Source organism: Pseudomonas fluorescens, assembly GCF_902497785.1.
In the GTDB taxonomy this organism is placed as follows: Bacteria; Pseudomonadota; Gammaproteobacteria; order Pseudomonadales; family Pseudomonadaceae; genus Aquipseudomonas; species Aquipseudomonas fluorescens_BO.
This window is the reverse complement of record NZ_CABVHK010000026.1, coordinates 58,861-84,178: the sequence shown is the minus strand read 5'-3', so window position 1 is coordinate 84,178 and position 25,318 is coordinate 58,861. Positions and strand designations below refer to the sequence as shown.

The window sequence follows — 25,318 nt, the reverse complement described above, 5'->3', positions numbered from 1 at the left end:
GCGCTGGCCAGCAATGTCACTTCGCTGGGCAGGCGCACAGGCTTGCGAAACTGCACCGCAATCTCGACATTCGCCGCCGGTAAATGATCGGCAAGTGCAGCCAGGGTGCGCGCCTTGTTCCATAAGCCGTGAGCGATAGCGGTCGGGAAGCCAAACAGTTTGGCGCTGACGGCACTCAGGTGGATCGGGTTGTAATCACCGGATACTTTGGCGTATTGCCGGCCGATGTCCGCCGGTGCTTTCCAGCGCGTGACCTCAGTAAGCAACAAGGTTGACGCGAGCACCTCCTCGACCGGTTCCCCCTCAAGTTTCACCCCGCGACAGAGCATCTGACTGTGCGCTTCCCACAGCGGCCCCAGTTGATCGTCGAGGCTTGTCACCAATTCGAACGTCGCACCCTTGGCGTGGGGTTGCAGGTTCTGCACCTGCACGCTGACCCGCGCGCGATTCACGCCGCCCATGGGCCGCAACACGCGAATGCGATTGCCCAAGTGAATCAGCCCCAGCAGCGGAAAGGGAAAATCGCTGGCGGTCAGCAATTGCATCTGCAACGCAAACGCGAGGATGTGCGGATAGGTCGGCGGCAGCAAACCGTTGTCGGCAAAGCCGCAGACTTTGCGATAGTCCGCCAGACGTTTCTGATCGACATCGACCCAGCAGCGCAAACCCGTATCGGGCAACGTGGTACCGGTGATTTTGCGTCGCGTCGCGGCCTGCACGTATAACCCTGGCAGGCTGGGTTCGCGGTTGAGCGTGTGCCAATCGGTGATCATCGTTAAGCCCCCAATACACTTTGGCCACAGACCCGCAACGCTTGCCCCGTGTAAGCGCCGGTGCCCGGTTGGGCGAGCCACGCCACGGCTTCGGCGACGTCTTGCGGCAAGCCGCCCTGACCCAACGAGCTCATGCGCCGCCCGGCTTCACGCAAGCCGAAGGGAATGTGCGCGGTCATCTGCGTTTCGATAAAACCCGGCGCCACTGCGTTGATGCTGATTCCGCGTTCGTTCAATAGCGGCGCCCAGGCCTGGGCCAGGCCAATCAAACCGGCCTTGCTCGCCGCGTAATTGGTCTGCCCGCGATTGCCGGCGATGCCACTGATCGACGCCAGCAGAATCACCCGGCCGTTGTCGCGCAAGGTGCCGCCATCGAGCAGTGACTTGGTCAGCACTTGCGGCGCATTGAGGTTGACCGCGAGCACCGCATCCCAGAATTCCGGGGTCATGTTGGCCAGGGTCTTATCCCGGGTGATGCCGGCGTTGTGCACCACAATGTCAACGCCGTCAGGCAGGTGCTCGATGAGTTGTGCGGCGGCGTCTTCGGCACAGATATCCAGGGTGATGCTGCGTCCGCCAAGACGTGCGGCGAGGGCGTCGAGATCGGTCTTGGCGGGTGGCACGTCGAGCAGAATCACCTCTGCGCCGTCACGGGCCAGGGTTTCCGCAATGGAAGCGCCGATGCCGCGCGCCGCGCCAGTGACCAGCGCCTTGCGTCCCGACAACGGGCGCGTCCAGTCCGTCACCGGCGTGTCGCAGGGGTTCAGGCGAATCACCTGGCCGGAGACGAACGCACTTTTCGGCGAAAGGAAAAACCGCAGCGGACCTTCCAGTTGATCCTCGGCACCTGCGCCGACAAGGATCAGCTGTAACGTGCCGCCGCTGCGCAGCTCTTTGGCCAGCGACCGGCTGAAACCTTCCAGCGCACGTTGGGCGCTGGCGGCGAATGGGTCGCTCAAGGTTTCCGGAATGCGTCCGAGAATTACCAGGTGCGCGCAGTCATCGAGATTTTTCATCAGCGGTTGAAAGAATTCACGCAGCTGTTTGAGCTGGTCGGTGTGCACCAGATCACTGGCGTCGAACACCACGGCCTTGAGTTTGGGGCCGTGGCCGGGAATCCATGCGGTGGCCATCGAGGGCTCGGCGCCGTAGCTGTAAATCGCATCGGTCAGGCGGTTGGCGAAGGCACCGACTTTCTCCGCCAGCGGCCCGCCGCCGATCAGCAACGCGCCTTCGACCGGACGCAAGCGACCGGCTTGCCAGCGCTCCAGCCGCACCGGAGACGGCAGACCAAGGGCCCCGACCAAACGATGGCCGATGGATGAATTGGCGAAGTCGATATACCGGTCAGACATGGAACGTGCTCCAGCAGCTGGGGTTCAAAGTGTGGACCACGAATGGCAATCAGTCGTTCAAGGCCTACGCTGCAACAGTGTAGAAGCTGCCGCAGGCTGCGATCTTTTAAAAGCCAAAGTTAAAAGATCGCAGCCTGCGGCAGCTCCTACATGATTGGGCGGGTTTTGAATTGGATTTTTCATCAGGAGCTTTAAATGACTCAGCCACGCCGCGTCGCGATCATCGGTGGTAACCGGATTCCCTTCGCCCGTTCCAACGGGCCGTACGCCACCGCGAGTAATCAGGCGATGCTCACCGCCGCCCTCGAAGGCCTGATCGAGCGTTTCAACCTGCACGGTTTGCGCATCGGTGAAGTGGCGGCGGGCGCTGTGCTCAAGCATTCCCGTGATTTCAACCTCACGCGCGAATGCGTGCTCGGCTCGCGCCTCTCGCCGACCACCCCCGCCTATGACATTCAACAGGCGTGCGGCACCGGACTGGAAGCCGCGCTGCTGGTGGCGAACAAAATCGCCTTGGGCCAGATCGAGTGCGGCATTGCCGGTGGGGTAGACACCACGTCCGATGCGCCGATCGGCATCAACGAAGGCCTGCGCAAAATCCTCCTGCAAGCCAACCGCGCGAAGACCACCGCCGACAAGTTGAAAACCTTTTTGCAGCTGCGACCGGGTCACCTGATCCCGGCGTTTCCACGCAATGGTGAACCGCGCACCGGCCTGTCAATGGGCGAGCACTGTGAGTTGATGGCGCAGACCTGGAACATCCCGCGCGACGAGCAGGATCAACTGGCGCTGGAGAGCCATCAAAAACTCGCGGGGTCTTACACCGAAGGCTGGCACAACGACCTGATCACACCGTTCCTCGGCCTGACCCGCGACAACAACCTGCGCCCGGATCTGACTCTGGAAAAACTCGCTTCGCTGAAACCGGCATTCGAGAAAAGCGCCAAAGGTACCTTGACCGCCGGCAACTCGACGCCGCTCACCGATGGCGCGTCGCTGGTGCTGCTGGGCAGCGAGGAATGGGCGAACGAACGCGGCTTGCCGATCCTCGCGTATTTGCGTGATGGCGAGGCGGCGGCGGTGGATTTCGTCAACGGTGCGGAAGGGCTGTTGATGGCGCCGGTGTACGCGGTACCACGTTTGCTGGCGCGCAACGGCCTGACCTTGCAGGACTTCGATTACTACGAAATCCATGAAGCCTTCGCCGCACAAGTGCTCTGCACCTTGAAGGCCTGGGAAGACCCCGAGTATTGCAAAACCCGCCTCGGCCTCGACGCGCCACTGGGCTCCATCGACCGCAGCCGGCTCAACGTCAAAGGCAGCTCGCTGGCGGCGGGGCATCCGTTTGCGGCCACCGGCGGGCGCATTGTCGCCAGCCTCGCCAAGCTGCTTGATGCGGCGGGAAAGGGCCGGGGATTGATCTCGATTTGTGCAGCGGGCGGGCAGGGCGTCACCGCCATCATCGAACGCTGATTTCACCAGGTGGAACCGGGACCCTGTGGGAGCGAGCTTGCTCGCGATAGCGGTAGTTCAGTCAACATAGATGTTGGATGTGCATGCCTCATCGCGGGCAAGCCCGCTCCCACAGTGGTCGGCGGTGTTGAATACATCGGTGGCTTACCCTAAGGTCGGGTTCTCTCGACTCGCGACACAAGGCCAGTCAATGCCGAGCAACGGACAACTTTCCCTGGAGCGCTCGATCCCCGCCCTGACCGTGCTGCCGCGTCCGCTGTATGCACGGGCGGAAAGCCTTAGCGCCGGTTCGTGGACGCCGTCTCACCGTCACGACTGGGTGCAGTTTTCCTACGCCATCAGCGGCGTACTCGGCGTGCACACGGCCGAAGGCAGTTTCTTTGCGCCGCCGCAGTGGGGGATCTGGATCCCGGCTGATCTGGAGCATCAAGTGGTGACCTCGATGCGTGCCGAGATGCGCAGTCTCTACGTGCGCCGCGAGGTTTGCCAATGGGCGGACGGGCGTTGTCGGGTGCTGGAGGTGACGCCGCTGGCCCGGGAATTGATCAAGCATTTTTGTTCGCTGCCCGTGGAATATCCACAGGGCGAGAGCCCGGAGGCGCGGCTGGTCAATGTGCTGCTGGATCAGTTGGCGCATCTGCCCGAGGTCGGCTTCTCTCTGCCGCTGCCGCGTCACGAACGACTGCTGGTGTTGTGCAACGAGCTGATCGAAAACCCGGAGCGCAACGTGACATTGCAGGCTTGGGCAGAACGATTGGGCACCTCGCAGAAAACCCTGATGCGTCTGTTCCAGCGTGAAACCGGGCTGAGCTTTCGCGGCTGGCGGCAGCGGATGCGACTGCTGTCTTCGTTGAGTTTGCTGGAGGACGGCGACAGCGTGACAAATGCCGCGCTGGCGTGCGGGTATGACTCGACTTCCGCATTTATTGCGGCGTTCAAGGGGTTGTTCGGGTTCACGCCGGGGGAGTTGTTCAGGCAGTGACACCACCGACCACTGTGGGAGCGAGCTTGCTCGCGATGGCGGCCGGACAGTCAACAGTAATGCTGAATGTAAGGCCTCAATCGCGAGCAAGCTCGCTCCCACAATGGATCTTTGGTGTTTCGGGAATCAGGTTTTGAACCGGCGAACCAACCCATCCAGTTCATTCGACAAACCCGCCAGACTCTGCGAGTCCAGCCGCGCCGAGTTCGCCAGTTCCGCCACCAACTGCGCATCACCATGGATCTGGCTGATGTGCCGATTGATGTCTTCCGCCACCTGGTGTTGTTGTTCTGCCGCCGTGGCGATCTGGGTGTTCATGTCGCGGATCACGTCCACCGATTCACGAATCTGCCCGAAGCTGCTGCGCGCTTCGCCGATGCGCGTCACCGACTGCTGGGACACTTCCAGGCTGGCGTGCATTTGCTGAGTCACCTGGCTGGTGCGCTTGGCCAGATTCCCTAGCAAGCCGTCGATTTCCGCCGTGGAATCGGCGGTACGTTTGGCCAGCGCCCGCACCTCGTCAGCCACCACCGCAAAACCACGGCCTTGCTCACCGGCCCGCGCCGCTTCGATGGCCGCGTTCAGCGCCAGCAGGTTGGTCTGTTCGGCGATGGAGCGGATGGTGCCGAGGATCGACTGGATGTCATTGCTGTCGCGTTCCAGCTGTTGCATTGACTGGGCCGATTGTTCGATTTCCTGACTGAGGCGATCGACACTGGTCACCGCTGCGTCTATCTGTTGCTGACCTTCACGGGCCTGACGCTGACCACTGTCCGCCGACTCGGCCGCCTGGCTGCAAGAGCGTGCGACTTCGTTGGCAGTGGCAACCATTTCATGGAATGCGGTGGACACCATGTCCACGGCTTCACGCTGGCGCCCGGCCGCTTCGGCCATGTCGCTGGACACCTGGGTCGAGCTCTTGGAGGTGGCGAGGATCTTCGTCGCCGCACCGCCGATGCTTTGGATCAGGTTGCGAATCGCCGTCAGAAACTGGTTGAACCAGCTGGCCAGTTGCGCGGTTTCGTCGCTGCCACGGATCTGCAGGTTTTTGGTCAGGTCGCCTTCGCCTTGCGCGATGCCTTCCAGGCCGCTGGCAACACTGCGGATCGGCCGCACGATGAGGCTGGCGAAGCTGGCGCCGACGATGGCGAAGACCGCTGCGAGGACGGCGGCGATGATCGCGATCAGCCAGGTCAGCTGCGTCGCCGAACTCATCACGTCGCTCTGTTTGATCAGGCCGATAAAGGTCCAGCCCAGTTGCTCCGACGGCCAGACGTTGGCCATGTAGCGCTCACCGTTGAGCTCGACTTCGACCAGGCCTTTGCCGGCCTTGGCCAGTTGCGCATAGCCTTCGCCGAGGCTGTTCAGGTTCTTGAAGTTGTTTTCCGGTTGTTTCGGATCGACCAGCACGGTGCCGGAGTTTTCCAGCAGCATCAGATAGCCGGTTTCGCCGAGCTTGATCTGTTTGACCAGTTCGGTGAGCTGTTTGAGCGACACGTCGATGCTGACGACGCCGCCGTTGGTGCCCAGCTTGTTGTCGATGGTGCGAACGGTGCTGACGTAGGACGTATCATTTTCGGCCCAGTAGTAGGCCTCGGTACGGAACGGTTTGCCCGGTTTGGCCTGGGCCGCCTTGTACCACGGACGCTGGCGTGGGTCGTAGTTGGCCAGCTTGGCATCGTCCGGCCACGACACGTAACCGCCGGCGGCCGTGCCGAGGATGGCGTAGGCGTAGGACGGATGGGCGTTGCCCAGCTCTTGCAGAAAAGCGAAGACTTTTTTGTCCGCCTCGCCTTGGGGAACGCTGGCGGCGTCGGCATTCATGTAGGTCTTGAGGCTGTCGTCGGAGTTCGTGATCAGCGGTTGCCTGGCCAGGTAGTCGACGTTCTGGCTGATGCCGTCGAAGAACAATTGCATGGCGTTGCTGACCTGACGAATCTCACGGCCACTGCTGTCGACGAAATTGTCCTTGGCATCACTGCGCAAGTTCAGCACAACGAGGGTGGCGACCAGCACCACGGGCAAGCAGGCGATGATTGCAAACGCCCACGTCAATTTCTGTTTAATGTTCATCCGCGCTCCAGATTTTCTTGTAGGCCCACGCAGTGCAGATGACTCGCGGAATTATTGGTAGCTGTAAACGTCTGTGTTGAACCCGGTTCCTTGGGGCGCGATCGTTTTGTGTCGGAGCGATCGTCGGACAAATCACTTTGCTATTGATGACTTCGGCTGCCGAAGGCGGAAATTGAGGGCGATCGGAAAAAATCCTGCGAAAGGTATTGACCGGTATGTCAACTTCTGTGGCAAATCCCCTCGCATCCTTTCTCCAACAAGTGAGGCGGGCTCGGCTATGATCCTTGGCGGTCGCTAAGCTTCGGCGGGTTTGCCGGATTTTTTTCGGCACATTGTGTGCTTGCGCTATGTTCATAGGTCGGCAACCCCTCCCCCGAACGAGTGGATTGCCGTATAACGAATGACTTTCGCGTGTTTGGTAATAAAGGACCCACAATAAAAGCTGATGAAGACTCCAAAACGCATTGAACCCCTGATCGAGGACGGTCTGGTCGACGAGGTGCTGCGCCCACTCATGAGTGGTAAAGAAGCAGCTGTTTATGTGGTGCGCTGCGGCAACGAGTTACGTTGCGCGAAGGTCTACAAGGAGGCGAATAAACGCAGTTTCCGGCAGGCGGCCGAGTACCAGGAAGGCCGCAAGGTGCGCAACAGCCGACAGGCGCGTGCCATGGCCAAGGGCTCGAAGTTCGGCAAGAAAGAAACCGAAGACGCCTGGCAGAACGCCGAAGTGGCGGCCCTGTTCCGTCTGGCCGGTGCTGGCGTGCGGGTGCCCAAGCCTTACGACTTCCTCGAAGGCGTGCTGCTGATGGAATTGGTGGCGGATGAGTACGGCGATGCCGCGCCGCGTCTGAACGACGTGGTGCTGGAGCCGGAGCAGGCGCGCGAATACCACGCGTTCCTGATTTCGCAAATCGTGCTGATGTTGTGTACCGGCCTGGTGCACGGTGACCTGTCCGAGTTCAACGTGCTGTTGACCCCGACCGGCCCGGTCATCATCGACCTGCCGCAAGCGGTAGACGCGGCGGGCAACAACCACGCGTTCAGCATGCTGGAGCGGGACGTGGGCAACATGGCGTCCTACTTCGGACGGTATGCGCCGGAGTTGAAAAAGACCAAGTACGCCAAGGAAATGTGGGCCTTGTACGAAGCCGGCACCTTGCACCCGGCCAGTGTCTTGACCGGTGAGTTCGACGAGCCGGAAGAGTTGGCCGACGTCGGCGGGATCATGCGCGAAATCGAGGCGGCTCGCCTCGATGAAGAACGCAAGCAGGCGGTGCGTGCGGCAGATGACGCGCCACCGAATAAAACCGAAGAACCGCCTCCCCCGTGGATGCAGTGATCGGTTAACAAAAAACCCGGCTCCGGCCGGGTTTTTTTATAAATCGCACCCCCGGTAGGAGCTGCCGAAGGCTGCGATCTTTTGATCTTTGAAAGATGTGTCCCTGTCGAAGAACAGCAGGAAGATCAAAAGATCGCAGCCTTCGGCAGCTCCTACAGGACGCAACCGCTATCCGCTCAGGCGCGGGTGGGCTCTGCGCAACAACCAGATTCCAGGTTTTTGAGAATCGGGCAGTCCGGACGATGGTCGCCCTGGCAGTGCTCGACCAGGTCCTGCAGGGTGTCGCGCAATTGCCCGAGTTCGCGGATTTTCTGGTTCAGCTCGTCGATGTGCTGGCGCGCCAACGCTTTCACATCGGCGCTGGCCCGTTGGCGGTCCTGCCAGAGAGTCAGTAGTTTGCCGACCTCTTCCAGCGAAAAGCCCAGGTCTCGCGAACGCTTGATAAACGCCAGCGTGTGCAAGTCGTCAGCGCTGTACACCCGGTAACCGCTGTCAGTGCGATGAGCCGCCTTGAGCAGTCCGATGGACTCGTAATAACGGATCATCTTTGCGCTCAGGCCACTGACGCGGGCCGCTTGGCCAATGTTCATCGGTTGTCCTCCAGGTCCTTGGGTTTCCAGGTTTTCAACAGTAGCGCATTGCTCACCACGCTAACGCTCGACAACGCCATGGCCGCGCCAGCCAGCACCGGGTTGAGAAAACCGAACACCGCCAGCGGAATGCCGATCAGGTTATAGACGAAGGCCCAGAACAGGTTCTGACGGATTTTCGCGTAGGTCTTGCGGCTGATTTCCAGCGCCGCAGGCACCAGTCGCGGATCGCCGCGCATCAGGGTGATCCCGGCCGCCTGCATGGCCACATCGGTGCCGCCCCCCATGGCGATGCCGATGTCGGCGGCGGCCAGGGCCGGGGCGTCGTTGATGCCGTCGCCGACCATCGCAACCACCCCGGTTTTTTTCAATGCGGCGACGGTGGCGGCTTTGTCCGCCGGCAACACTTGCGCGTGCACATCGGTAATGCCCAGCGCGTCGGCGACCACCTTGGCGCTGCCACGGTTATCGCCGGTCAGCAGGTGGCTGCTGATGTTCCGTGCGCTGAGCTGTTGCACCGCCTGCAACGCGCCGGGCTTGATCGTGTCACCGAAGGCGAACAGGCCCAGTACCTTCGGTTGCGGGCTTTGTTCGATCAACCACGAGAGGGTCCGGCCTTCGGTTTCCCAGGCACTGGCGGCGTCAGCCAAGGGGCCGGCACTCAGTCCACTTTCTTCCAGTAACCGCTGATTACCCAACGCGAAACGACGAGCGTCGAGCGTGCCGGCGATGCCACGGCCGGTCAGGGACTGGCTGTCACTGACATCCGCCACGCTCAGCCCGCGCTCGGCGCAGGCATCGAGCACCGCTTTGGCCAGCGGATGCTCGCTGCCCCGTTGCAGGGCGCCGGCCATTTGCAGCAGAGCGGCTTCGTCACCGTCGAGGGCACTCAGATGCGCGATGCGCGGTGCACCCGAGGTCAGCGTGCCGGTCTTGTCGAATACCACAGCACTGACTTCATGGGCACGTTCCAGTGCTTCGGCGTCCTTGATCAGGATGCCATAGCGCGCGGCCACGCCAGTGCCGGCCATGATCGCCGTCGGCGTGGCCAAACCGAGGGCGCAAGGGCAGGCGATGACGAGCACGGCGACCGCGTTGATCAGCGCGATTTCAATCGGCGCGCCGTACAGCCACCAGCCAACCAACGTGGCCAGTGCGATGAGCAAGACCACCGGCACAAACACCTGACTGACTTTATCCACAAGTTTCTGGATCGGCGCTTTCGCGGCTTGAGCGTCTTCGACCAGACGAATGATCCGCGCCAGCACCGTTTCTGCACCCAAGGCCTGAGTGCGAACCAGTAGGCGGCCTTCGCCGTTGATCGCGCCGCCCGTCACTGTGTCGCCGGGCCGTTTCGGCACGGGCAGACTTTCGCCGGTGATCAGCGCTTCGTCAGCGTGGCTCTGGCCTTCGACGACTTCACCGTCCACCGGGAAGCGTTCGCCGGGTTTGACCAGCACCAGATCATGCAAGCGCAAAGCGCTGATGGCGACGTCCTGCTCACGGCCGTCGATCACTTGGATCGCGCGTTCGGGGCGCAGCGCTTCGAGGGCACGGATGGCGCTGGCGGTCTGGCGTTTGGCGCGGCTTTCGAGGTATTTGCCCAGCAGCACCAGGGCGATCACCACCGCCGACGCTTCAAAATACAGGTGCGGCATGCGCCCGGCAGCGGTGGCCCATTCGTACAGGCTCAAGCCATAACCGGCACTGGTGCCGATAGCGACCAGCAGGTCCATGTTGCCGGCACCGGCGCGCAGCGCTTTCCACGCCGCCACATAAAAGCGCGCGCCGAAGATGAATTGCACCGGAGTGGCCAACACGAATTGCGCCCAGGCCGGCAGCATCCAGTGCACGCCGAACGGCTGCAACAACATCGGCAACACCAGCGGCAAGGCGAGGGCGAGCGCCATGATCAAGATCCAGCGTTCACGGTGCAGGCGCTGCTGTTGAGTGTCGGTGTGGGGGTGTTCAACTTCCCAGACGCTGGCGCTGTAACCCGCTTTGGTCACGGCGCCGATCAGGATTTGCGGATCGATCTGGCCGAGCAGCTCGACGTGGGCGCGTTCGTTGGCCAGGTTGACACTGACGCGTTTGACCCCTGGCACTTTGGCCAGCGCCCGTTCGACCCGACCGACGCAGGACGCGCAGGTCATGCCATCGATGCTCAACTCCAGACTTTGCTGCGGCACGCTGTAACCGGCTTGCTGCACTGCATCCATCAACGCCGGCAAGCTGTCGCTGGGTGCCTGGACCCGCGCCTGCTCGGTGGCCAGGTTGACGCTGACGGCAGAGGCGCCGATGACTTTGCTCAAGGCACGCTCGACACGGCCGGCGCAACTGGCGCAGGTCATGCCGGCAATCGGCAGATCAAAAGTGGTGGATTCGGACATCGGTCGTACTCCCTGTAGAAGATGTCTACAGGATCAACCTTGCCATGCTGGCAAGGTCAAGCGCCAATATTCGTTGCAGCAGATCCTTGTGGGAGCGAGCCTGCTCGCGAATGCGGTGTACCAGTCGACATCATCATTGAATGACACACCGCTTTCGCGAGCAGGCTCGCTCCCGCATGAGGTGTGGATCAATAATCGAGATTTGTGGGCTTGAGGTACATCCCTTCCTGCGTCATCGCAATTCGGAATTTCAAGACATCCCCGGCCTTGAGCGTGATGTTCTGCGATCCCGGCGCCAGCATGCCCGGATTGCAGCCCGGGGCCTGGCCCGGCAGCAGTTTCAGGCGCAGTGAGACATTGCCCGGCGGCAGGTTGAACGAGGCGCTTTGCTCCTGAAACAGCCGCGCCGACAGTTGATCCTGCAAGTACACGCCGATTTCGCAGTTGGTCGACACCTCCAGCCGCTCGCGGGAAATAATCAGCACGCCGTAATCCTCCCCGGCGGCATTGACCGAGGGTACAGCGGCGAACAGGCTGAGGAAGCCAAACAGGCTGAGAGCTGACCAGCGCATGGCTGAATCTCCTGGGATCGAATCATTGATGCACGCAGCTTGGCCGAGCGCGACGCCGATTGCCAGCCCGGCAGCTTGTTTCAGAACTTGACCTTGCCATGGTGGCAAGCTCGACACTGCCGGCAACCTCACTCAAGGAGTCATCCCATGCAAGTGTTCAACGTTCAAGGCATGTCTTGCGGTCATTGCGTCAAGGCCATCACTGAAGCGGTTCAGGCCAAAGATCCCGCAGCCAGCGTGCGAGTTGATCTGGCGGCAAAAGAGGTGGGCGTCGAGAGTGCGTTGACGGCGGATCAAGTGATCGCCGCAATTACTGAAGAAGGCTACGACGCCAGAGTCGCCTGAAAGCCGGGCAGTTCCGCGAGCTGTGTGGCAAGCAGTGTGGCGAGCGAGCTTGCTCGCGCTGGGCTGCGAAGCGGCCCCTTTTGTGAGTGCTGCGCACTCAGCGCGAGCAAGCTCGCTCGCCACAAGGAAATTGCATCATCCGGGGGTTTTTAATAGTTAGCGAACTACCGGAATGTTCAAGGCGCCCGTGCGCAGCTAAACTGTGGGGCTGCCGACTTGCCTCACTGGATGCCTGATGAACTTCCGTACCATTTTGATTCTTGGCGCCCTCAGCGCATTTGGCCCGTTGGCGATTGATTTCTACTTGCCGGCGTTTCCGGCGATGGCGCTGGCGTTCGGTACCGATGAGCAACACGTTCAACTGACGCTGGCGGCGTACTTCCTCGGTTTGTCCATTGGTCAGCTGGCGTACGGCCCGGTGGCGGATCGTTTCGGACGGCGTGTGCCGTTGCTGGCCGGTGTCGGCCTGTTCACTGCCGCGTCCCTGGCGTGCGCCTATGCGCCGAACCTTGAGTGGCTGATCGGCGCGCGTTTCATTCAGGCCTTGGGCGGTTGCGCGGGGATGGTGCTTTCACGGGCAATCGTCAGTGACAAATGCGACGCGGTGGGCTCGGCCAAGGTTTTCTCACAGCTGATGCTGGTCATGGGCCTGGCACCGATTCTCGCACCGATGCTCGGCGGGTTGATGGTCAACACCACAGGCTGGCAATCGATTTTCCTGGTGCTCACCGGTTTCAGTGCGTTGGCCGCCGTGGCCGTGGCGCTCGGCTTGCCGGAAAGCATGCCGGCGAATGTGCCACGCCAACCGCTGTCGGGCGCGTTGCGTCAGTATGGTCGGCTGTTGTCGGACCGGGTTTACCTCGGTCACGCCCTCACTGGTGGCATCGCCATTGCCGGGATGTTTGCCTACATCGCCGGCTCCCCATTCGTCTTCATCAAGCTCTACGGCGTACCGGCCGAACACTTTGGCTGGTTGTTCGGTACCAACGCGGCGGGTTTTATTCTGGTAGCGCAGGTCAACGCACGACTGTTGGCCAAGCGTGGCCCGGCGTTTTTGCTGGCGCGCGCGGTGTGGGTTTATCTGGGGGCCGGCCTGGCGCTGCTGGCGGTCAGTGCGCTGCACACTGAACAGTTATGGCCGCTGTTGATTCCCCTGTTTATCTGCATCTCCAGCCTCGGCTGCATCCTTCCCAACGCCTCGGCCTGCGCCATGAACGGCCAGGGCGCCCGCGCCGGCAGCGCGTCGGCGATGCTCGGGTGCCTGCAATTCAGCACTGCCGCCGGAGCCGCCTCGCTGGTGGGGATTTTGTACGACGGCAGCGCCATGCCGATGGCCATGGTCATCAGCCTGTGCGGAATTCTGGTGGTGAGCGTGGCGATGCTCACCCGGCGTTTGCAAAATGCCCGGGCACTGGCGCAAGCCCAGGTCTGAGGAAGGTCTCAGCCAGCAGCGCGCTGCTGATCGGGAATCTGATGAGGGGCATGCAGGCGCGCTTCGAGGGTTCGGGTAAAGGCGCGCGCTTCGGCTTCGCTACGGAACGTCACCGCGTGTTGGTCCAGGCGGACCTGCCACTGGGATTTTGCCATTTCTTTTATCAGGATCTTCATTGCTGACCTCCTCATTGAAAAGATTGCACCGCAGAGGCCCCGATTGTAGACCCGAATACGATCGCAATGATGACAACGGTCAACCTTCGGACTGACGGCAAAGACCGTAGGCGCTGCCGAAGGCTGCGATCTTTTGATCTTGATCTTTAGCGATAGCCGAAGTGCCGAAATCAAAAGATCGCAGCCTTCGGCAGCTCCTACAGCTTGCCATCTACAGGGTTATTGGAAGCCTTCCAGCACGATCTTGCCCTTGGCCTTGCCGCTTTCCAGCAGTTCATGGGCACGACGCAGGTTCGCCGCGTTGATGGTCCCGAAGTGTTCGCCCACCGTGGTTTTCAACGTCCCGGCGTCGATCAGCGCCGCCACGCGATTGAGCAGTTTGTGCTGCTCGATCATGTCGGCGGTTTCGAACAGCGAGCGGGTGTACATGAACTCCCAGTGTAGCGACAGGCTCTTGCGCTTGAGTTTGGTCACGTCCAGCGCTTTCGGGTCATCGATCAACGCCAGTTTGCCTTGAGGGGCCAGGGCCTCGATCAGTTGATCCAGATGCTGGTCGGTCTGAGTCAGGCTGGCGACGTGGGTTACCTGCTCGACGCCTGCGCGCTTGAGTTCTTCGCTCAGCGGTTGGCTGTGGTCGATCACCACGTCGGCGCCCAGTTCGCGCACCCAGCTCTGGGTTTGCGGGCGCGAAGCGCTGCCGATGACCTTCAACCCGGTGAGCTGACTCGCCAGTTGCGTCAGGATCGAACCAACGCCGCCGGCCGCACCGACGATCAGCAGGCTCTGGCCTTCATCCGTCTTGCCTTCGCCCACTTGCAGGCGTTCAAAGAGCAGTTCCCACGCAGTAATCGCCGTCAGTGGCAACGCGGCGGCTTCGGCGAAACCCAGGGTTTTCGGCATGTGGCCGACGATCCGCTCGTCCACCACGTGCAGTTCGCTATTGCCGCCGGCTCGGGCAATGGAGCCGGCGTAGAACACCTTGTCACCCGCCTTGAACAGCGTCACTTCACTGCCGACAGCCTTGACCACCCCGGCCACGTCCCAACCCAGCACTTTCGCCGCGCCGCCTTCAGGCTGGACGTTCTGCCGGACCTTGGTGTCCACCGGGTTGACCGAAATGGCTTTGACTTCCACCAACAGGTCGCGCGGGCCGGCGATCGGCTCTGGCAGCTCGATGTCTTGCAGGGCCTTTTCGTCGCTGATCGGTAAAGAGGCGTAATAGGCAATGGCTTTCATGAAGGACTCCTGAACGGTAATAGAAGAAGGGATCACGCCACGGAGCGCAGGCGCTTGAGTTCGAAGTGCTCGAGAAAGTCGCCCGCTTTGGCGCGAAAGTTCTGGATATGTGCACTGGCGTCGTGGGCTTGCAGGGCTTCGTCGCTGCTCCACTGTTCGATCATGTAGAAGGCCAGCGGATTGGCCAGGTCCTGATGCAGGTCGTATTGCCCGCAACCGGCCTCGGCGCGGGTCGGCGCCACCAGTGCCCGCAGATGGTGTTCGAGCGCGTCCTGCTGGCCGGCTTTGGCGATCAGGGTGGCAATGGCGGTAAATGGCTGGGACATGTTCGACTCCGGGTCGGGGTGATTTCGATGGAGCAGATGATTGGCTATTTCTCTTGAAGATAAAACCCGCTAGAAGAGCAGTCTCTTTCAATTTTTTTTTGATAATCGGAATTTACTCATGTTGCGGTTTGACGACTTGCAGTTGTTCGTCCGGGCAGCGGACCTGGGCAGTCTGTCGGCCGCCGCGCGCGGCATGGACATGTCGGCGGCGGTGGCCAGTGCGGCGTTGAAGCGCATCGAGCAGCAACTCGGCGCCCGGTTACTCGCACGGTCCACGCGCAGCCTGCGCCTGACCGCCGAGGGTGAGGGGTTTCTCGAATACGCCCGGGCTGCGCTGAGCAACCTTGACGAGGGTCGCCGTTTACTGGCCAGCGGGCAGGACCAGGTGAGCGGGGTGTTGCAGCTGTCTGCGCCTTCGGATTTCGGCCGCAACCTGCTGCTGCCGTGGCTGGACGAGTTCCAGCGCGAGCATCCGAAACTCACCGTGCGCCTGTTGCTGGGCGACCGCATCGCCGACCTGTTCCGCCAACCGGTGGACATTGCCCTGCGCTACGGTGAGCCGGAAGACTCGACCCTGGTGGCGCTGCCCATCGCCCCGCAAAACCGCCGCGTGTTGTGTGCCGCACCGAGTTATCTGGCGCGGCATGGCGAGCCGCGGCAACTGGAACAACTGGCGCAACACAATTGCCTGCTGTTCATGCTCGGCAGTCGGGTTCATGACCACTGGAGTTTTCACGACGGCAAACGCGAAGTCAGCCTGACCGTCAGCGGCGACCGTTTCAGTGATGATGCCGATGTGGTGCGTTTATGGGCGGTGTCCGGTGCCGGAATCGCCTATAAATCCTGGCTCGATGTGGCCGCCGACGTGTTGGCCGGCCGTTTGAAAGTGCTGATGCCGGAGCTGCTCTGCGAGCGCGCACCGCTGAATCTGCTGTGCGCCCATCGCGCACAATTGAGTAAGCCGGTGAACCTTTTGCGGGAAATGCTTGCCAGCCAATGTACCCGGATAAGCAGTCAATTTCCGGCGTTAGCGAACCTCGATCACTAGTCGCAGACAAATAGCGAAATTTCTCTCAGGAACAATCACCACCAATGGTTTCCGGGGGGCAGGAACCGGCGGTCAACGCGCTTATACTAGCGCCCGCCTCATGTACGCACCGGCAATCTCGCCAAGGCGAGCCCGTGTCCGGGTCGGTCAAGCCCACGGTCAGTCGCCGTGCCCTCGCACATGCTTCAAAGCGATGCGTTGTGTGGTTGGATGGCGTTGCCCGGTTTTTGGCGGTTTCCACGGCTTGGCCGACGACACGTTAATGGTCAAGATGTCTCTGAGCAGCAGATGAAACGATTCAACAGGGAGTGAATACATGGAACATGCACCTTGCATCAGCCAGATTGCCACGTTGCTGGCTGACCCAAAGCGCAGCGCAATGATGTGGGCCTTGATGGACGGCACGGCGCGACAGACCGAAGAGCTGGCCTTGCTGGCCCGCCTGTCACCGTCTTCGGCCAGTGCACACCTGGGGCGTTTGTCCGCCGGAGGTCTGTTGAAAGTCGAAACCCGTGGCCGCAAACGGTTCTTCCGCCTGGCCGCACCCGAAGTCGGTGCGGCGATAGAAGCACTGGCCAGTGCCACGATTGCCAGCTCCCCCCGGGACATTCCGGATATTTTCAAGCGCACCACCCCCATCCCGAAACCTCAGGCCGCACCTTCGTCATTGTTGCGCGCCCGGCTCTGTGACGATCACCTGGGCGGCACGCTGGCTGCCGATCTGTACCAGCGCCTGCTGGATGCAGGGTGGATCGAGCAGTTCGATCATCGGGTGTCGATCACCCACAAGGGCGCGACGCATCTGGCGACACGCGGGGTGTTTGTCCAGGCACTGGCGCACAGCACCAGCCGAGCGGCGTGCGCTTGCCCCGACTGGAGCGAAAGACGTCCGCACATGGGCGGTTCACTGGGTGCAGCGCTGCTGCAATTGTTCATGCAATCCGGCTGGCTGAGCCTGCCGAACGATTCGCGAGCCTTGCATGTCACCGCGACAGGGCAACGTGAAATCCAGCGGCTGGCCAAGGAAACCGAGCTGGAAACGGCGATGTAAACGCACCATCCAATGTGGGAGCGAGCCTGCTCGCGAATGCGCTGTGTCATTCACCAATGATGCCGAATGAAATACCGCTTTCGCGATCAGGCTCGCTCCCACAGGTTTTTGCGTCGAGGCTTACGGTTTCACCAAACGCGCATCCAGGCTGTTCTGGGCCAGACGTTTGGCCTGATCCTGTGTCATGCCCAAATCGGTGTAGAGCGCGTGGAAGTTCTCGGTCACGTAGCCGCCGAAGTACGCCGGGTCGTCCGAGTTCACGGTGACCTTCACGCCGCGCTCGAGCATGTCGAGAATGTTGTGCTGGGACATGTGGTCGAACACGCAAAGCTTGGTGTTCGACAATGGGCAGACCGTCAGCGGGATTTGTTCGTCGATGATCCGCTGCATCAAGCGCTCGTCTTCGATGGCGCGCACACCGTGATCGATACGCTGGATTTTCAGCAGGTCGAGTGCTTCCCAGATGTACTCGGGCGGGCCTTCTTCTCCAGCGTGGGCGACGGTCAGGAAGCCTTCGTGACGGGCACGATCGAACACGCGCTGGAACTTGCTCGGCGGGTGACCCATTTCCGAACTGTCGAGGCCGACGGCCACAAACGCATCGCGAAACGGCAGCGCCTGGTCGAGGGTTTTCTGTGCTTCGTCTTCGCTCAAGTGGCGCAGGAAACTCAGGATCAAACCGCTGCTGATGCCCAGTTGCTGCTCGCCATCCTTGAGTGCGGCGGCGATGCCGTTGAGCACGACTTCGAACGGCACGCCACGGTCGGTGTGGGTTTGCGGGTCGAAGAACGGTTCGGTGTGAATCACGTTCTGCGCCTTGCAACGCAACAGGTAGGCCCAGGTCAGGTCGTAGAAATCCTGGGAGGTGCGCAGCACATCGGCACCTTTGTAGTACAGGTCCAGAAACTCTTGCAGGTTGTTGAAGGCGTAAGCCTTGCGCAAGGTTTCGACATCGCTCCACGGCAGGGCAATCTTGTTGCGTTCGGCCAGGGCGAACAACAGCTCGGGCTCCAGCGAACCCTCGAGGTGCAGGTGCAGTTCTGCCTTGGGCAGGGCGTTTAGCCAATCGTACATAGTTGAAATCTCATCAAGTGCAATGCGGGCATTCTACAGATGCTTGCGGCAACAATTGGTAAAACCTGACCAGCCGGTCCATCACCCGGCTTCCTGTTCCCGAGGAGCGGTGGAGATCCATTGTGGGAGCGAGCTTGCTCGCGATGACGGTTTCACAGTCAGTGGAGAGGTGGTCTGTCCGACCGCTATCGCGAGCAAGCTCGCTCCCACAGGTTCGGTGTTTCAACAGAAGAAATTTACTTCGTTATCTCGGCCTCCATGCCTTCAACGTAGTCATTCATCCGGTTTAGCGTTTCCCAGTAGGAGCTGCCGAAGGCTGCGATCTTTCAATACCAGAGCCAACGCAGTGCAGCTGTCTGAACTCACGCCATCCACGTGTGCGCTAAGGTGTAACGAAACGTTAGCGCCGCACCGCAGTCAGTAGCTCATCACACTGATTCCGCTTTATTCGGCAAAAAGGCCCGCAATGCTCACACTCCTCAAGCAAGAAAAGTTTCTGCTGCTGGCCCTGATCGCCGCCTTCATCGCATACCCCATGGAACACTGGATGCTGCACAGCGGCCAGCCCGTCGCGTTGATCAGCGGGCTGGTGCTGATTGCCTTCATCGTCGTCGCGTCGATGCGCGTCGCCCATCACGCCGAACTGCTGGCGGAGAAGGTAGGCGATCCCTACGGCACGATGATCCTGACCCTGGCGGCGGTGCTGGTGGAAGTGGTAATCCTGGCGATCATGATGAGCAACGAAGCGTCGCCGACGCTGGTGCGCGACACGATCTATTCGGCGGTGATTTTCTAGACACACCCCTCTTTGGTGTCAAAGCCCTTAGGCTTTGACCTGCTCTTGCTCTTGCTCTTGCTCTTGCTCTTGCTCTTGCTCTTGCTCTTGCTCTTGCTCTTGCTCTTGCTCTTGCTCTTGCTCTTGCTCTTGCTCTTGCTCTTGCTCTTGCTCTTGCTCTTGCTCTTGCTCTTGCTCTTGCTCTTGCTCTTGCTCTTGCTCTTGATGGGGAAGATTAAGATGTGTATTTGATTGGGAGTGCTCTTGCCTTGTCCTTCCTGACACACCTCTATCTATGGCATACCCCGGAAGCCCGGAGATTTTCCTCAGCTCGTGTTTGTGACTCTGCTTGAGGTCTAAGGATGACTTGCTGTGTGGGGAGCATCCTTGCCGCGAGTTCATACAAGATCAGCGACACGCGGCTACCTGTCAGGCATTTGGCTGGGCGGAAAGAAATGGCGTTACGTATGTGACGAACTCAGCATGAGGAGTGCGATGCTCATTCCACCTTGGAGGGTTTGAGGCCGGTCGATAACGTAAGTCGCATGTCGTGATCATCAACCGCTCCTTGGCACGTGAAACACCCACAAAGAAGCCGCAACGCTCCTCTTGGACTTTGCCCCAAAATGTCTGTGTTTCTACACCGATCATAATTACAGAGTGGAATTCCAATCCTTTACTTTTATGAATCGTCAGAAAACGGACTGCTTGATCGTTGGAGAACAGATCAAGTGCTTTGAGCAAATCCGGTTCTTGCTCGAGCAGTTTCTCAATTTGCTGTCTCGTGTTCTTGATAACCTCGTTCAATCTGGCTTTTGCTTCGTAGTCAGAAGAAAGGGTGGTCAGCACGGGTAGGCCGATATTCTTTAGGAACTTCATAGTTAGCTCCCACCATCCTGAATAAGGCGCGTCAGATCGGGCCAATTTTTTCACTTCCTTGCGCTGGGCAAGATAGAGGCGCTCGAAGTTTCTCTGGAGCTCAGACTCACCGTCCTCGTCATTAAATGAAACCAGTTGCTCCATCAAATTGATCCACGCCTTCGGTTCTCGCTCCCGATACAGGCATGATAGGTAGTCAATAATTAGGCGAGCGGCGGGCTCATTAACTAGATCTTGAGACTCATGCTCGTTGCGATAGGGAATTCCTCTGGCTGCCAGTTGCTCCATGAGGGGGGTGCCGTAGAGGTCTATCTGCCTGGGAAAAAGAATCGCTATTTCTGGTAGGGGTATTTTCTCTACATCTATCCACTTCTGGATGATGTTGGCCAACGCGGCTGCTTCGCTGTGACTGTTGTCGTAGTTTCGAGCGAGGAGTTCGCCGTCGTTTCCAATGATCAGGTCATCTGCCATCACCGCAGCAGGATCAAGTGTTCGAATGATCTCGTTCTGCATCCGCAAAAGCCGAGGCTTAGATCGGAAGTTTCGATATAGATTGAGTGGTCGGGCGTCGAAGTCCTTTGCGTAGTCTATAAATATGCCATCCAGTGCTCCCGCCCAGCCCATAATTTTCTGTTTGGTGTCACCGACGGCGGTCAATCGAATTGGCTTATTCATGAAGACAAGCTTCAGCAGTGCGTACTGCTCAGTAGTGCAGTCTTGGAACTCATCAAGGAATACATCAGCGTAGGTCTGACAAATTGCATTTCTTGCAACCACTGAATTGCTCAAGATCTTCGTTGCGAGAGGTATGAGCTGCGCGAACTTAATTTGTTTGCCTTGAATTGGTTCGTCGCCTATGGAGTAGTTTGGCTCAAGAGAGTCCCCGCCCGTGAGCACGGGTCTAAACCTATCAATGATGCGCTTGGCGAAGCCGTGAAAGGTGTAGCTGTCGAAGCGTGCAGCCAGATCAAGTCCGCATCTGCGACGAATCCGTTCCTTGAGGTTTATGCTCGCATCGACCTTGAAGGAGATCGCCAGTATTCGCTTGGGGTATCGGCAGTTTCCGGTGCGTAGCAAAAAGTCTGCCCGCTGCGCCAGAACCTCCGTTTTGCCTGCGCCTGGGCCTGCGGTGAGCGCGAGCGACTTTCCAAGCTCCCTCACAGCGAGAAGGGCGTTTGTTTCCAAGGTCAAGCCATCGGCGACTTTCCATACATCCGCGCTGATCATTCTGGGATGTCCTCCAGCGCCGCGATGATTGCATTGGCCAAACGATCTAACGAAGGAGGAAGAGCCTTTAGCAGGTCTTCATCAGTGAGCTTTGCAAGGGCAGAGATGTGTGCTGCCGGTTTGCTACCTAGTTTGAACTTGGAGTGGTAGGTGCCAAAAAGTTGCTGTTCCGCTGCATTGTATTGGTCGGACTTATGATGACTCTTGCCTAGGACGGCCTTAACAGTCGACTCATCCGGATCGCTTAGCGATACATCATATGCATTTGGGTAGGCGAGCAACATTGAGAAGTCCAAATCCATGGGCTCTGAGAAGAAAACTCCGCGCTTCTCCAGCTCGACAAATACGCTCACTTTTCCTTCTTCAAACCAATGGTGGGTTCGAACCGGGAGATCATCATTCCACTTGGCTATATTCCAAGCGGGAAGCTTTTTCTCTGGAGCAAATTTTGCAAGTTGATTATTGACGTTGGTTACACGTCCCCACCCACCTTGATGTCGTGCAACGTCGAGATCAAGTAGGGTTACATAGGGCGTCTCCAGCGCGGATAGCAACCTCCAAAAATGGTTGACGTGACGACCACCCAGTGGCGCGATGGTCACCGCCGACTCATCAACAGGCGCACCTTTCGCCTGAAGAATTCTCGGAAGAACAATTTCTTCGCTGTCTCCCTCACCCAGTACCACTAGCCGGGAAAAATAGACTTCCGGAAAGGCCTGTACAGCCTCTCGGACAAACTTATGAGCTTCATCTTCCTTGTCGGGTAGGGCTATACAGGTAACTTTGGTGGCGCGGTTCGCAGCAAGGCGTAGATAGCGGATGTTCTCAGGATCCACGCGGCGGAGCATGGATGGAGCATGCGTGGCGATGATTGCCTGGGAGTCTGCCCCCCCAATTGAGCTATTGAGGGCGTTAACGATGCGCCCTAGGTAATGAGGTGAGAGGCTGTTTTCAGGTTCCTCCACTGCGATCAGCGTAAATGACGGTGGCTTCAGTTTGTCAGCGTCGAAAGAAACGTCCTTACCAGTTAGGACTGCACGCCCGATGGCGTGAGAGGACAACACCAGTGATAGATAGAGCATCGACTTCTGTCCATCGCTGAGGCGAGAGAAGTCGACTAGATTCTCGTCGTGCCCTGGTGAGAACGACACTGACATGTGTCTGAGAAGCGACTCAATTTCGGATGTGACGAAAGTGAGCTTGGGGTCGGTGAAAAAGGTGCCCCTGTGAAGTCGCTTCCACATCAAATTCAGGCTTTCACTGAATGCACTTACTGATTGGTTTCCTGACAAGCATTCGCTGATTTCGTCAGTGAGTCCTTTGATCCGTTCTCGGTCGTCTTCCCAATTTACGGCTCGTAGCAAGCGTCCGAGCAGGGCATTAGCGCCATAGGTTATGTGGTCGGCAGGGTCTCGTCTGGCGGGGAGGTAATGCATTTGAATTGTATTGCGATGCACTCGAGTGACTACTGCGGTCGACAATGGGTTGGCGTCTTTATCAACATCGAGGACAAAAACTAGGTTCTCTTCAATGTCCCCATCAATCCCCATCGTTGCGCTCAATCGATATCTAGCGCGCGGGATCCCTTCGGCTGTGTCCAATCGCATATGAGCGAAGTGCGGGGCCACGGTAGAGTTGTCCTCGTCCTCTAGAAGCTCTGGGAATTCGAAATCCGCTTCCAGCCACAGACTGCGCTCCTCAGGTACCAAATCCTCATCAGCAGGCACATGGAAGTCGGATCGCTTGATTCGACGGAGGCTTGGATCAAAGGCAAACAACCTGCAGAGCGCTTGCAGGACTGCTGTCTTTCCAGAGCCATTAGGGCCGATAAGGTAGGTGACATCCTCGAATGTGATTACCGTAGGCTCATTGCCGAAGGATTGAAAATTACATAGCCGAATACTCTGCAGCTTCATTGCTCACCGCCCATCGTCCAGGATGTGTACGTACCGCGTCTGCTGACTCGGTTCGCGTCGCCGACAGCCGAACGGCTCGGATATCGCTGACTTAGAATAGGCGGTTTGATCTAAAAGATGTTAGTAGGCCAGCATTCAGTAAAGATTATTTGGTGCGGTCTTGAAGGCTCTGTTGCAGATCGCCTAGCTATTGATGAACGGCATGGTGTGTCCATTGTCTAGAAAGGTGCTCACCGTAACCCGATGACGACAGGGTAATCCTGAGCCTACGGAAGGAGTGTACGCGGGGCATTAGCGTGGGTATGCGTGAGGTGCTCGGGGGAACAGAATAAATCAACGTAAGGAGCCTTAAATGGCCGGCAGTAGCTTGTTCGCGTTATTGGATGACATCGCCACGCTGCTAGACGACATCTCGCTCATGAGTAAAGTCGCTGCAAAGAAATCGGCTAGCGTCCTGAGCGACGACCTTGCTGTGAATGCTGAGCAGGTTACCGGCATGAAAGCAGATCGAGAGCTACCGGTGGTTTGGGCTGTTTTCAAGGGGTCGTTGAGAAATAAAGCAATCCTGGTGCCTTGTGCATTGGTGCTGAACGCACTGCTGCCTGCTGCGGTTCACTGGCTGCTCATGATTGGTGGGGCATATCTCTGTTATGAGGGCTTTGAGGCTATCAAGGACAAGCTCACGGCTGGTCGAGACGATGACACAGGGCAGCCAAAGAAAACGAAGCCTAAGGCGCCTGAAGAGCTTGCAGCTTATGAAAAGCGGAAGATTGCAGGGGCTGTTCGAACGGACTTCATTCTGAGCGCCGAGATCATCGTCATCACCCTAAATATCGTTACTGATGCCCCGATGCTCCAACAGATTTTGACGTTAGCGCTGATCGCGGTGGTCATGACAGTGGGCGTTTACGGATTGGTTGCGGGGATCGTCCGCTTGGATGATGCCGGCCTTATTCTCCAGAAGTCTAAAGCTGCCGGTACATGGGGTTCTGTGGTGCGAACTGTCGGGGGATGGCTGCTGTCGGCTGCTCCGAAGCTTATGAAAGCATTATCCTGGATCGGAACTGTGGCAATGTTCCTGGTCGGGGGGGCGTTCATTACAGAAGGCATCGGGCCGATGCAGCACTTTGCTGAGAGACTGGTCGAAGGGGCAGGGGCGTGGGAAACCTTCGCAACTTTAGGCATTCACTGCCTGGTAGGCGCGCTCGTAGGTATGGTTGCCGTACTTGTGGTCAAAAGCATCACATCCATCACTGGAAGTAAGGCTTAAAGCTAGCTCTCATCGACGATGTTGAATCTGGAATCGCATACAACCTTACTTCGTAAGGAATCGCTGGGTTCAGCGCCGTTGATCCCATAACAGCGTTTGGCATAAGGTGATTCAAACTGGCGTTTTAAGCCTGAAAAGTAGGGCAGTGGGCCGAGGGAGGAGCATTGGCTAATGCTAATGTCCTGCTTCTCTAGCCCTCATATCATCCGTTATGACCTTGATCATCTTGAAATACTCTGCTCTACCTTGGATTGCTTCTGGAGTAGATTCAATTTCTAGATTTGCCATATGGACAGCAGGATCTATGACGTAATGGCTCGCCTGCATATAGTTCTTGATGGCTGGGATAATCCAGCATGCGGGATAGAAACGGAGAATTCCATTACCAGCTTTCTGAATCATACCGACCCAGGCAACCTGGTTGGATTTAGGCATTAGGTTAGAAACCATCCCGCCACTCATTCCATTCATTTCTGAGTGCGTGATCTGACTAAAAAAACGCAGGAGGGGGGCTGATCCTTCGAACTCACAAACACCGTGAAAGATATGCTTATTGATCACTGTCGAGCAGTTGTAGTCATCGCCATACGGATACTCAATCGGGTTTTCATCTATTGGGTAGCCAGAGGCTACCAATAACATGCCGTCATACAAATCGCTTACAGCTACGGCTATACGGCCATTCGTGCCATCTAGGTCGATGAATTTATCGGGAAAACGGAATAGCGAGGATGAAAGCTCGATCAGCACGATGTCTTGCATGTCGATACAGGGACTATCTGCCGTTATCAGCTCACCGATACGCCAGCCGCGCATTGGGAATCCCATACCCTCTATTCCTTCCCAACCTCTCTTAGCAAAGAGGTGAGTGAAGAACGGCGACTCGTTTTGTGCCGCCTCGTAGTTCTCATCTAGAACGTGTTGAGCCGTCAGGAGAAAAAATTTCTGCTGGTACTTGATCAGTATACCTGTCCCGCCTTTGCTATAGACCATATCGGCGTGATACCGGCCAAGCT

22 protein-coding genes and 2 pseudogenes are annotated in these 25,318 nt (G+C 58.7%); 9 read left to right on the top strand and 15 right to left on the bottom strand.

The features are described 5' to 3' along the window. Both F8N62_RS29355 and F8N62_RS29350 read right to left on the bottom strand, forming a co-directional pair. On the bottom strand, nucleotides 1-773 hold a 773-nt coding region (locus F8N62_RS29355; RefSeq protein ID WP_150713913.1), incomplete at its 3' end, for a MaoC family dehydratase. Between the two features lie 2 nt (nucleotides 774-775). Next, entirely contained in the window at nucleotides 776-2,128 is a 1,353-nt protein-coding gene (locus F8N62_RS29350) for a 3-oxoacyl-ACP reductase (protein ID WP_150713912.1), read from the bottom strand. A 195-nt stretch (nucleotides 2,129-2,323) separates the two neighbouring features. Between F8N62_RS29350 and F8N62_RS29345 the strand changes: the two genes are divergently transcribed. Together F8N62_RS29345 and F8N62_RS29340 are read left to right on the top strand one after the other, a co-directional pair. Beyond that, nucleotides 2,324-3,601: an acetyl-CoA C-acetyltransferase gene (locus F8N62_RS29345; protein WP_150713911.1), complete on the top strand. Its 1,278-nt coding sequence runs from the start codon at nucleotides 2,324-2,326 to the stop codon at nucleotides 3,599-3,601. Between the two features lie 190 nt (nucleotides 3,602-3,791). Further along, nucleotides 3,792-4,583, top strand: a complete 792-nt coding sequence (locus F8N62_RS29340; RefSeq protein ID WP_150713910.1) for an AraC family transcriptional regulator — start codon at nucleotides 3,792-3,794, stop codon at nucleotides 4,581-4,583. 126 nt (nucleotides 4,584-4,709) lie between these two features. Here the strand turns inward: F8N62_RS29340 and F8N62_RS32415 are convergent, their stop codons facing one another. Both F8N62_RS32415 and F8N62_RS32410 read right to left on the bottom strand, forming a co-directional pair. Then, complete coding sequence (locus F8N62_RS32415; protein WP_412071995.1) at nucleotides 4,710-5,438, bottom strand: methyl-accepting chemotaxis protein; 729 nt, start codon at nucleotides 5,436-5,438, stop codon at nucleotides 4,710-4,712. 129 nt (nucleotides 5,439-5,567) lie between these two features. After that, nucleotides 5,568-6,656, bottom strand: a pseudogene (locus tag F8N62_RS32410) (cache domain-containing protein); the annotation flags it as partial. A gap of 445 nt (nucleotides 6,657-7,101) precedes the next feature. Here F8N62_RS32410 and F8N62_RS29330 point away from each other — a divergent pair. Further along, entirely contained in the window at nucleotides 7,102-7,995 is an 894-nt protein-coding gene (locus F8N62_RS29330) for a PA4780 family RIO1-like protein kinase (RefSeq protein ID WP_150713908.1), read from the top strand. Nucleotides 7,996-8,171: 176 nt separating this feature from the next. Here the strand turns inward: F8N62_RS29330 and cueR are convergent, their stop codons facing one another. The 3 genes from cueR to F8N62_RS29310 all read right to left on the bottom strand — a co-directional run bounded on the left by cueR (nucleotide 8,172) and on the right by F8N62_RS29310 (nucleotide 11,547). Next, nucleotides 8,172-8,585, bottom strand: coding sequence for a Cu(I)-responsive transcriptional regulator (gene cueR, locus F8N62_RS29325; protein ID WP_150713907.1), 414 nt, complete (start codon nucleotides 8,583-8,585; stop codon nucleotides 8,172-8,174). Continuing rightward, nucleotides 8,582-10,975 carry a heavy metal translocating P-type ATPase gene (locus tag F8N62_RS29320; RefSeq protein WP_150713906.1) on the bottom strand — a complete coding sequence of 798 codons (2,394 nt, stop codon included), beginning with the start codon at nucleotides 10,973-10,975 and terminating at the stop codon, nucleotides 8,582-8,584. Before F8N62_RS29320 ends, cueR begins: the two co-directional genes overlap by 4 nt. A gap of 188 nt (nucleotides 10,976-11,163) precedes the next feature. Beyond that, nucleotides 11,164-11,547 (bottom strand): hypothetical protein, encoded by a 384-nt coding sequence (locus F8N62_RS29310; protein ID WP_150713904.1) that lies wholly within the window; start codon nucleotides 11,545-11,547, stop codon nucleotides 11,164-11,166. A 147-nt stretch (nucleotides 11,548-11,694) separates the two neighbouring features. On the opposite strand from F8N62_RS29310, the gene F8N62_RS29305 reads away from it, so the two are divergent. Together F8N62_RS29305 and F8N62_RS29300 are read left to right on the top strand one after the other, a co-directional pair. Continuing rightward, nucleotides 11,695-11,892, top strand: coding sequence for a cation transporter (locus F8N62_RS29305; protein WP_150713903.1), 198 nt, complete (start codon nucleotides 11,695-11,697; stop codon nucleotides 11,890-11,892). Nucleotides 11,893-12,127: 235 nt separating this feature from the next. Then, the gene (locus tag F8N62_RS29300) at nucleotides 12,128-13,324 is read left to right on the top strand and encodes a multidrug effflux MFS transporter (protein ID WP_150713902.1); all 1,197 of its coding nucleotides are present in this window, start codon (nucleotides 12,128-12,130) and stop codon (nucleotides 13,322-13,324) included. Nucleotides 13,325-13,332: 8 nt separating this feature from the next. Here F8N62_RS29300 and F8N62_RS31625 read toward each other — a convergent pair whose 3' ends face one another. The 3 genes from F8N62_RS31625 to F8N62_RS29290 all read right to left on the bottom strand — a co-directional run bounded on the left by F8N62_RS31625 (nucleotide 13,333) and on the right by F8N62_RS29290 (nucleotide 15,062). Beyond that, the gene (locus tag F8N62_RS31625; protein WP_191632466.1) at nucleotides 13,333-13,500 is read right to left on the bottom strand and encodes a hypothetical protein; all 168 of its coding nucleotides are present in this window, start codon (nucleotides 13,498-13,500) and stop codon (nucleotides 13,333-13,335) included. 219 nt (nucleotides 13,501-13,719) lie between these two features. Then, nucleotides 13,720-14,736: a zinc-binding alcohol dehydrogenase family protein gene (locus F8N62_RS29295; protein WP_150713901.1), complete on the bottom strand. Its 1,017-nt coding sequence runs from the start codon at nucleotides 14,734-14,736 to the stop codon at nucleotides 13,720-13,722. A 32-nt stretch (nucleotides 14,737-14,768) separates the two neighbouring features. Beyond that, nucleotides 14,769-15,062 carry a putative quinol monooxygenase gene (locus F8N62_RS29290; protein WP_150713900.1) on the bottom strand — a complete coding sequence of 98 codons (294 nt, stop codon included), beginning with the start codon at nucleotides 15,060-15,062 and terminating at the stop codon, nucleotides 14,769-14,771. A 118-nt stretch (nucleotides 15,063-15,180) separates the two neighbouring features. Between F8N62_RS29290 and F8N62_RS29285 the strand changes: the two genes are divergently transcribed. Together F8N62_RS29285 and F8N62_RS29280 are read left to right on the top strand one after the other, a co-directional pair. Then, nucleotides 15,181-16,110, top strand: coding sequence for a LysR family transcriptional regulator (locus tag F8N62_RS29285; RefSeq protein ID WP_150713899.1), 930 nt, complete (start codon nucleotides 15,181-15,183; stop codon nucleotides 16,108-16,110). A gap of 316 nt (nucleotides 16,111-16,426) precedes the next feature. Beyond that, on the top strand, nucleotides 16,427-17,161 hold the full coding sequence (locus F8N62_RS29280; RefSeq protein WP_150713898.1) for an ArsR/SmtB family transcription factor: 735 nt from the start codon (nucleotides 16,427-16,429) through the stop codon (nucleotides 17,159-17,161). A gap of 120 nt (nucleotides 17,162-17,281) precedes the next feature. Here the strand turns inward: F8N62_RS29280 and F8N62_RS29275 are convergent, their stop codons facing one another. Further along, on the bottom strand, nucleotides 17,282-18,235 hold the full coding sequence (locus F8N62_RS29275) for an adenosine deaminase (protein ID WP_150713897.1): 954 nt from the start codon (nucleotides 18,233-18,235) through the stop codon (nucleotides 17,282-17,284). Between the two features lie 466 nt (nucleotides 18,236-18,701). Here F8N62_RS29275 and F8N62_RS29270 point away from each other — a divergent pair. Continuing rightward, nucleotides 18,702-19,025: pseudogene (locus tag F8N62_RS29270) on the top strand (calcium:proton antiporter); the annotation flags it as partial. 33 nt (nucleotides 19,026-19,058) lie between these two features. Here the strand turns inward: F8N62_RS29270 and F8N62_RS31620 are convergent. The 3 genes from F8N62_RS31620 to F8N62_RS29255 all read right to left on the bottom strand — a co-directional run bounded on the left by F8N62_RS31620 (nucleotide 19,059) and on the right by F8N62_RS29255 (nucleotide 23,032). Next, a complete protein-coding gene (locus tag F8N62_RS31620) occupies nucleotides 19,059-19,295 on the bottom strand; it encodes a hypothetical protein (protein WP_191632465.1) in 237 nt (78 codons plus the stop codon). 144 nt (nucleotides 19,296-19,439) lie between these two features. After that, entirely contained in the window at nucleotides 19,440-21,116 is a 1,677-nt protein-coding gene (locus F8N62_RS29260; protein WP_150580707.1) for a UvrD-helicase domain-containing protein, read from the bottom strand. Next, a complete protein-coding gene (locus F8N62_RS29255) occupies nucleotides 21,113-23,032 on the bottom strand; it encodes an ATP-dependent nuclease (RefSeq protein WP_150580706.1) in 1,920 nt (639 codons plus the stop codon). Before F8N62_RS29255 ends, F8N62_RS29260 begins: the two co-directional genes overlap by 4 nt. A gap of 352 nt (nucleotides 23,033-23,384) precedes the next feature. Between F8N62_RS29255 and F8N62_RS29250 the strand changes: the two genes are divergently transcribed. Further along, nucleotides 23,385-24,302: a DUF808 domain-containing protein gene (locus F8N62_RS29250; RefSeq protein ID WP_150580705.1), complete on the top strand. Its 918-nt coding sequence runs from the start codon at nucleotides 23,385-23,387 to the stop codon at nucleotides 24,300-24,302. 174 nt (nucleotides 24,303-24,476) lie between these two features. Here the strand turns inward: F8N62_RS29250 and F8N62_RS29245 are convergent, their stop codons facing one another. After that, nucleotides 24,477-25,295: a hypothetical protein gene (locus tag F8N62_RS29245; RefSeq protein ID WP_025857584.1), complete on the bottom strand. Its 819-nt coding sequence runs from the start codon at nucleotides 25,293-25,295 to the stop codon at nucleotides 24,477-24,479. Nucleotides 25,296-25,318: the final 23 nt, after the last annotated feature.

Excerpts from the sequence above, each read along its gene's own strand:
- F8N62_RS29350 (WP_150713912.1), bottom strand. The coding sequence starts at position 2,128 with ATGTCTGACCGGTATATCGACTTCGCCAATTCATCCATCGGCCATCGT.
- F8N62_RS29345 (WP_150713911.1), top strand. The coding sequence starts at position 2,324 with ATGACTCAGCCACGCCGCGTCGCGATCATCGGTGGTAACCGGATTCCC.
- F8N62_RS29340 (WP_150713910.1), top strand. The coding sequence starts at position 3,792 with ATGCCGAGCAACGGACAACTTTCCCTGGAGCGCTCGATCCCCGCCCTG.
- F8N62_RS32415 (WP_412071995.1), bottom strand. The coding sequence starts at position 5,438 with ATGGTGTCCACCGCATTCCATGAAATGGTTGCCACTGCCAACGAAGTC.
- F8N62_RS29330 (WP_150713908.1), top strand. The coding sequence starts at position 7,102 with ATGAAGACTCCAAAACGCATTGAACCCCTGATCGAGGACGGTCTGGTC.
- cueR (WP_150713907.1), bottom strand. The coding sequence starts at position 8,585 with ATGAACATTGGCCAAGCGGCCCGCGTCAGTGGCCTGAGCGCAAAGATG.
- F8N62_RS29320 (WP_150713906.1), bottom strand. The coding sequence starts at position 10,975 with ATGTCCGAATCCACCACTTTTGATCTGCCGATTGCCGGCATGACCTGC.
- F8N62_RS29310 (WP_150713904.1), bottom strand. The coding sequence starts at position 11,547 with ATGCGCTGGTCAGCTCTCAGCCTGTTTGGCTTCCTCAGCCTGTTCGCC.
- F8N62_RS29305 (WP_150713903.1), top strand. The coding sequence starts at position 11,695 with ATGCAAGTGTTCAACGTTCAAGGCATGTCTTGCGGTCATTGCGTCAAG.
- F8N62_RS29300 (WP_150713902.1), top strand. The coding sequence starts at position 12,128 with ATGAACTTCCGTACCATTTTGATTCTTGGCGCCCTCAGCGCATTTGGC.
- F8N62_RS31625 (WP_191632466.1), bottom strand. The coding sequence starts at position 13,500 with ATGAAGATCCTGATAAAAGAAATGGCAAAATCCCAGTGGCAGGTCCGC.
- F8N62_RS29295 (WP_150713901.1), bottom strand. The coding sequence starts at position 14,736 with ATGAAAGCCATTGCCTATTACGCCTCTTTACCGATCAGCGACGAAAAG.
- F8N62_RS29290 (WP_150713900.1), bottom strand. The coding sequence starts at position 15,062 with ATGTCCCAGCCATTTACCGCCATTGCCACCCTGATCGCCAAAGCCGGC.
- F8N62_RS29285 (WP_150713899.1), top strand. The coding sequence starts at position 15,181 with ATGTTGCGGTTTGACGACTTGCAGTTGTTCGTCCGGGCAGCGGACCTG.
- F8N62_RS29280 (WP_150713898.1), top strand. The coding sequence starts at position 16,427 with ATGGAACATGCACCTTGCATCAGCCAGATTGCCACGTTGCTGGCTGAC.
- F8N62_RS29275 (WP_150713897.1), bottom strand. The coding sequence starts at position 18,235 with ATGTACGATTGGCTAAACGCCCTGCCCAAGGCAGAACTGCACCTGCAC.
- F8N62_RS29260 (WP_150580707.1), bottom strand. The coding sequence starts at position 21,116 with ATGATCAGCGCGGATGTATGGAAAGTCGCCGATGGCTTGACCTTGGAA.
- F8N62_RS29255 (WP_150580706.1), bottom strand. The coding sequence starts at position 23,032 with ATGAAGCTGCAGAGTATTCGGCTATGTAATTTTCAATCCTTCGGCAAT.
- F8N62_RS29250 (WP_150580705.1), top strand. The coding sequence starts at position 23,385 with ATGGCCGGCAGTAGCTTGTTCGCGTTATTGGATGACATCGCCACGCTG.
- F8N62_RS29245 (WP_025857584.1), bottom strand. The coding sequence starts at position 25,295 with ATGGTCTATAGCAAAGGCGGGACAGGTATACTGATCAAGTACCAGCAG.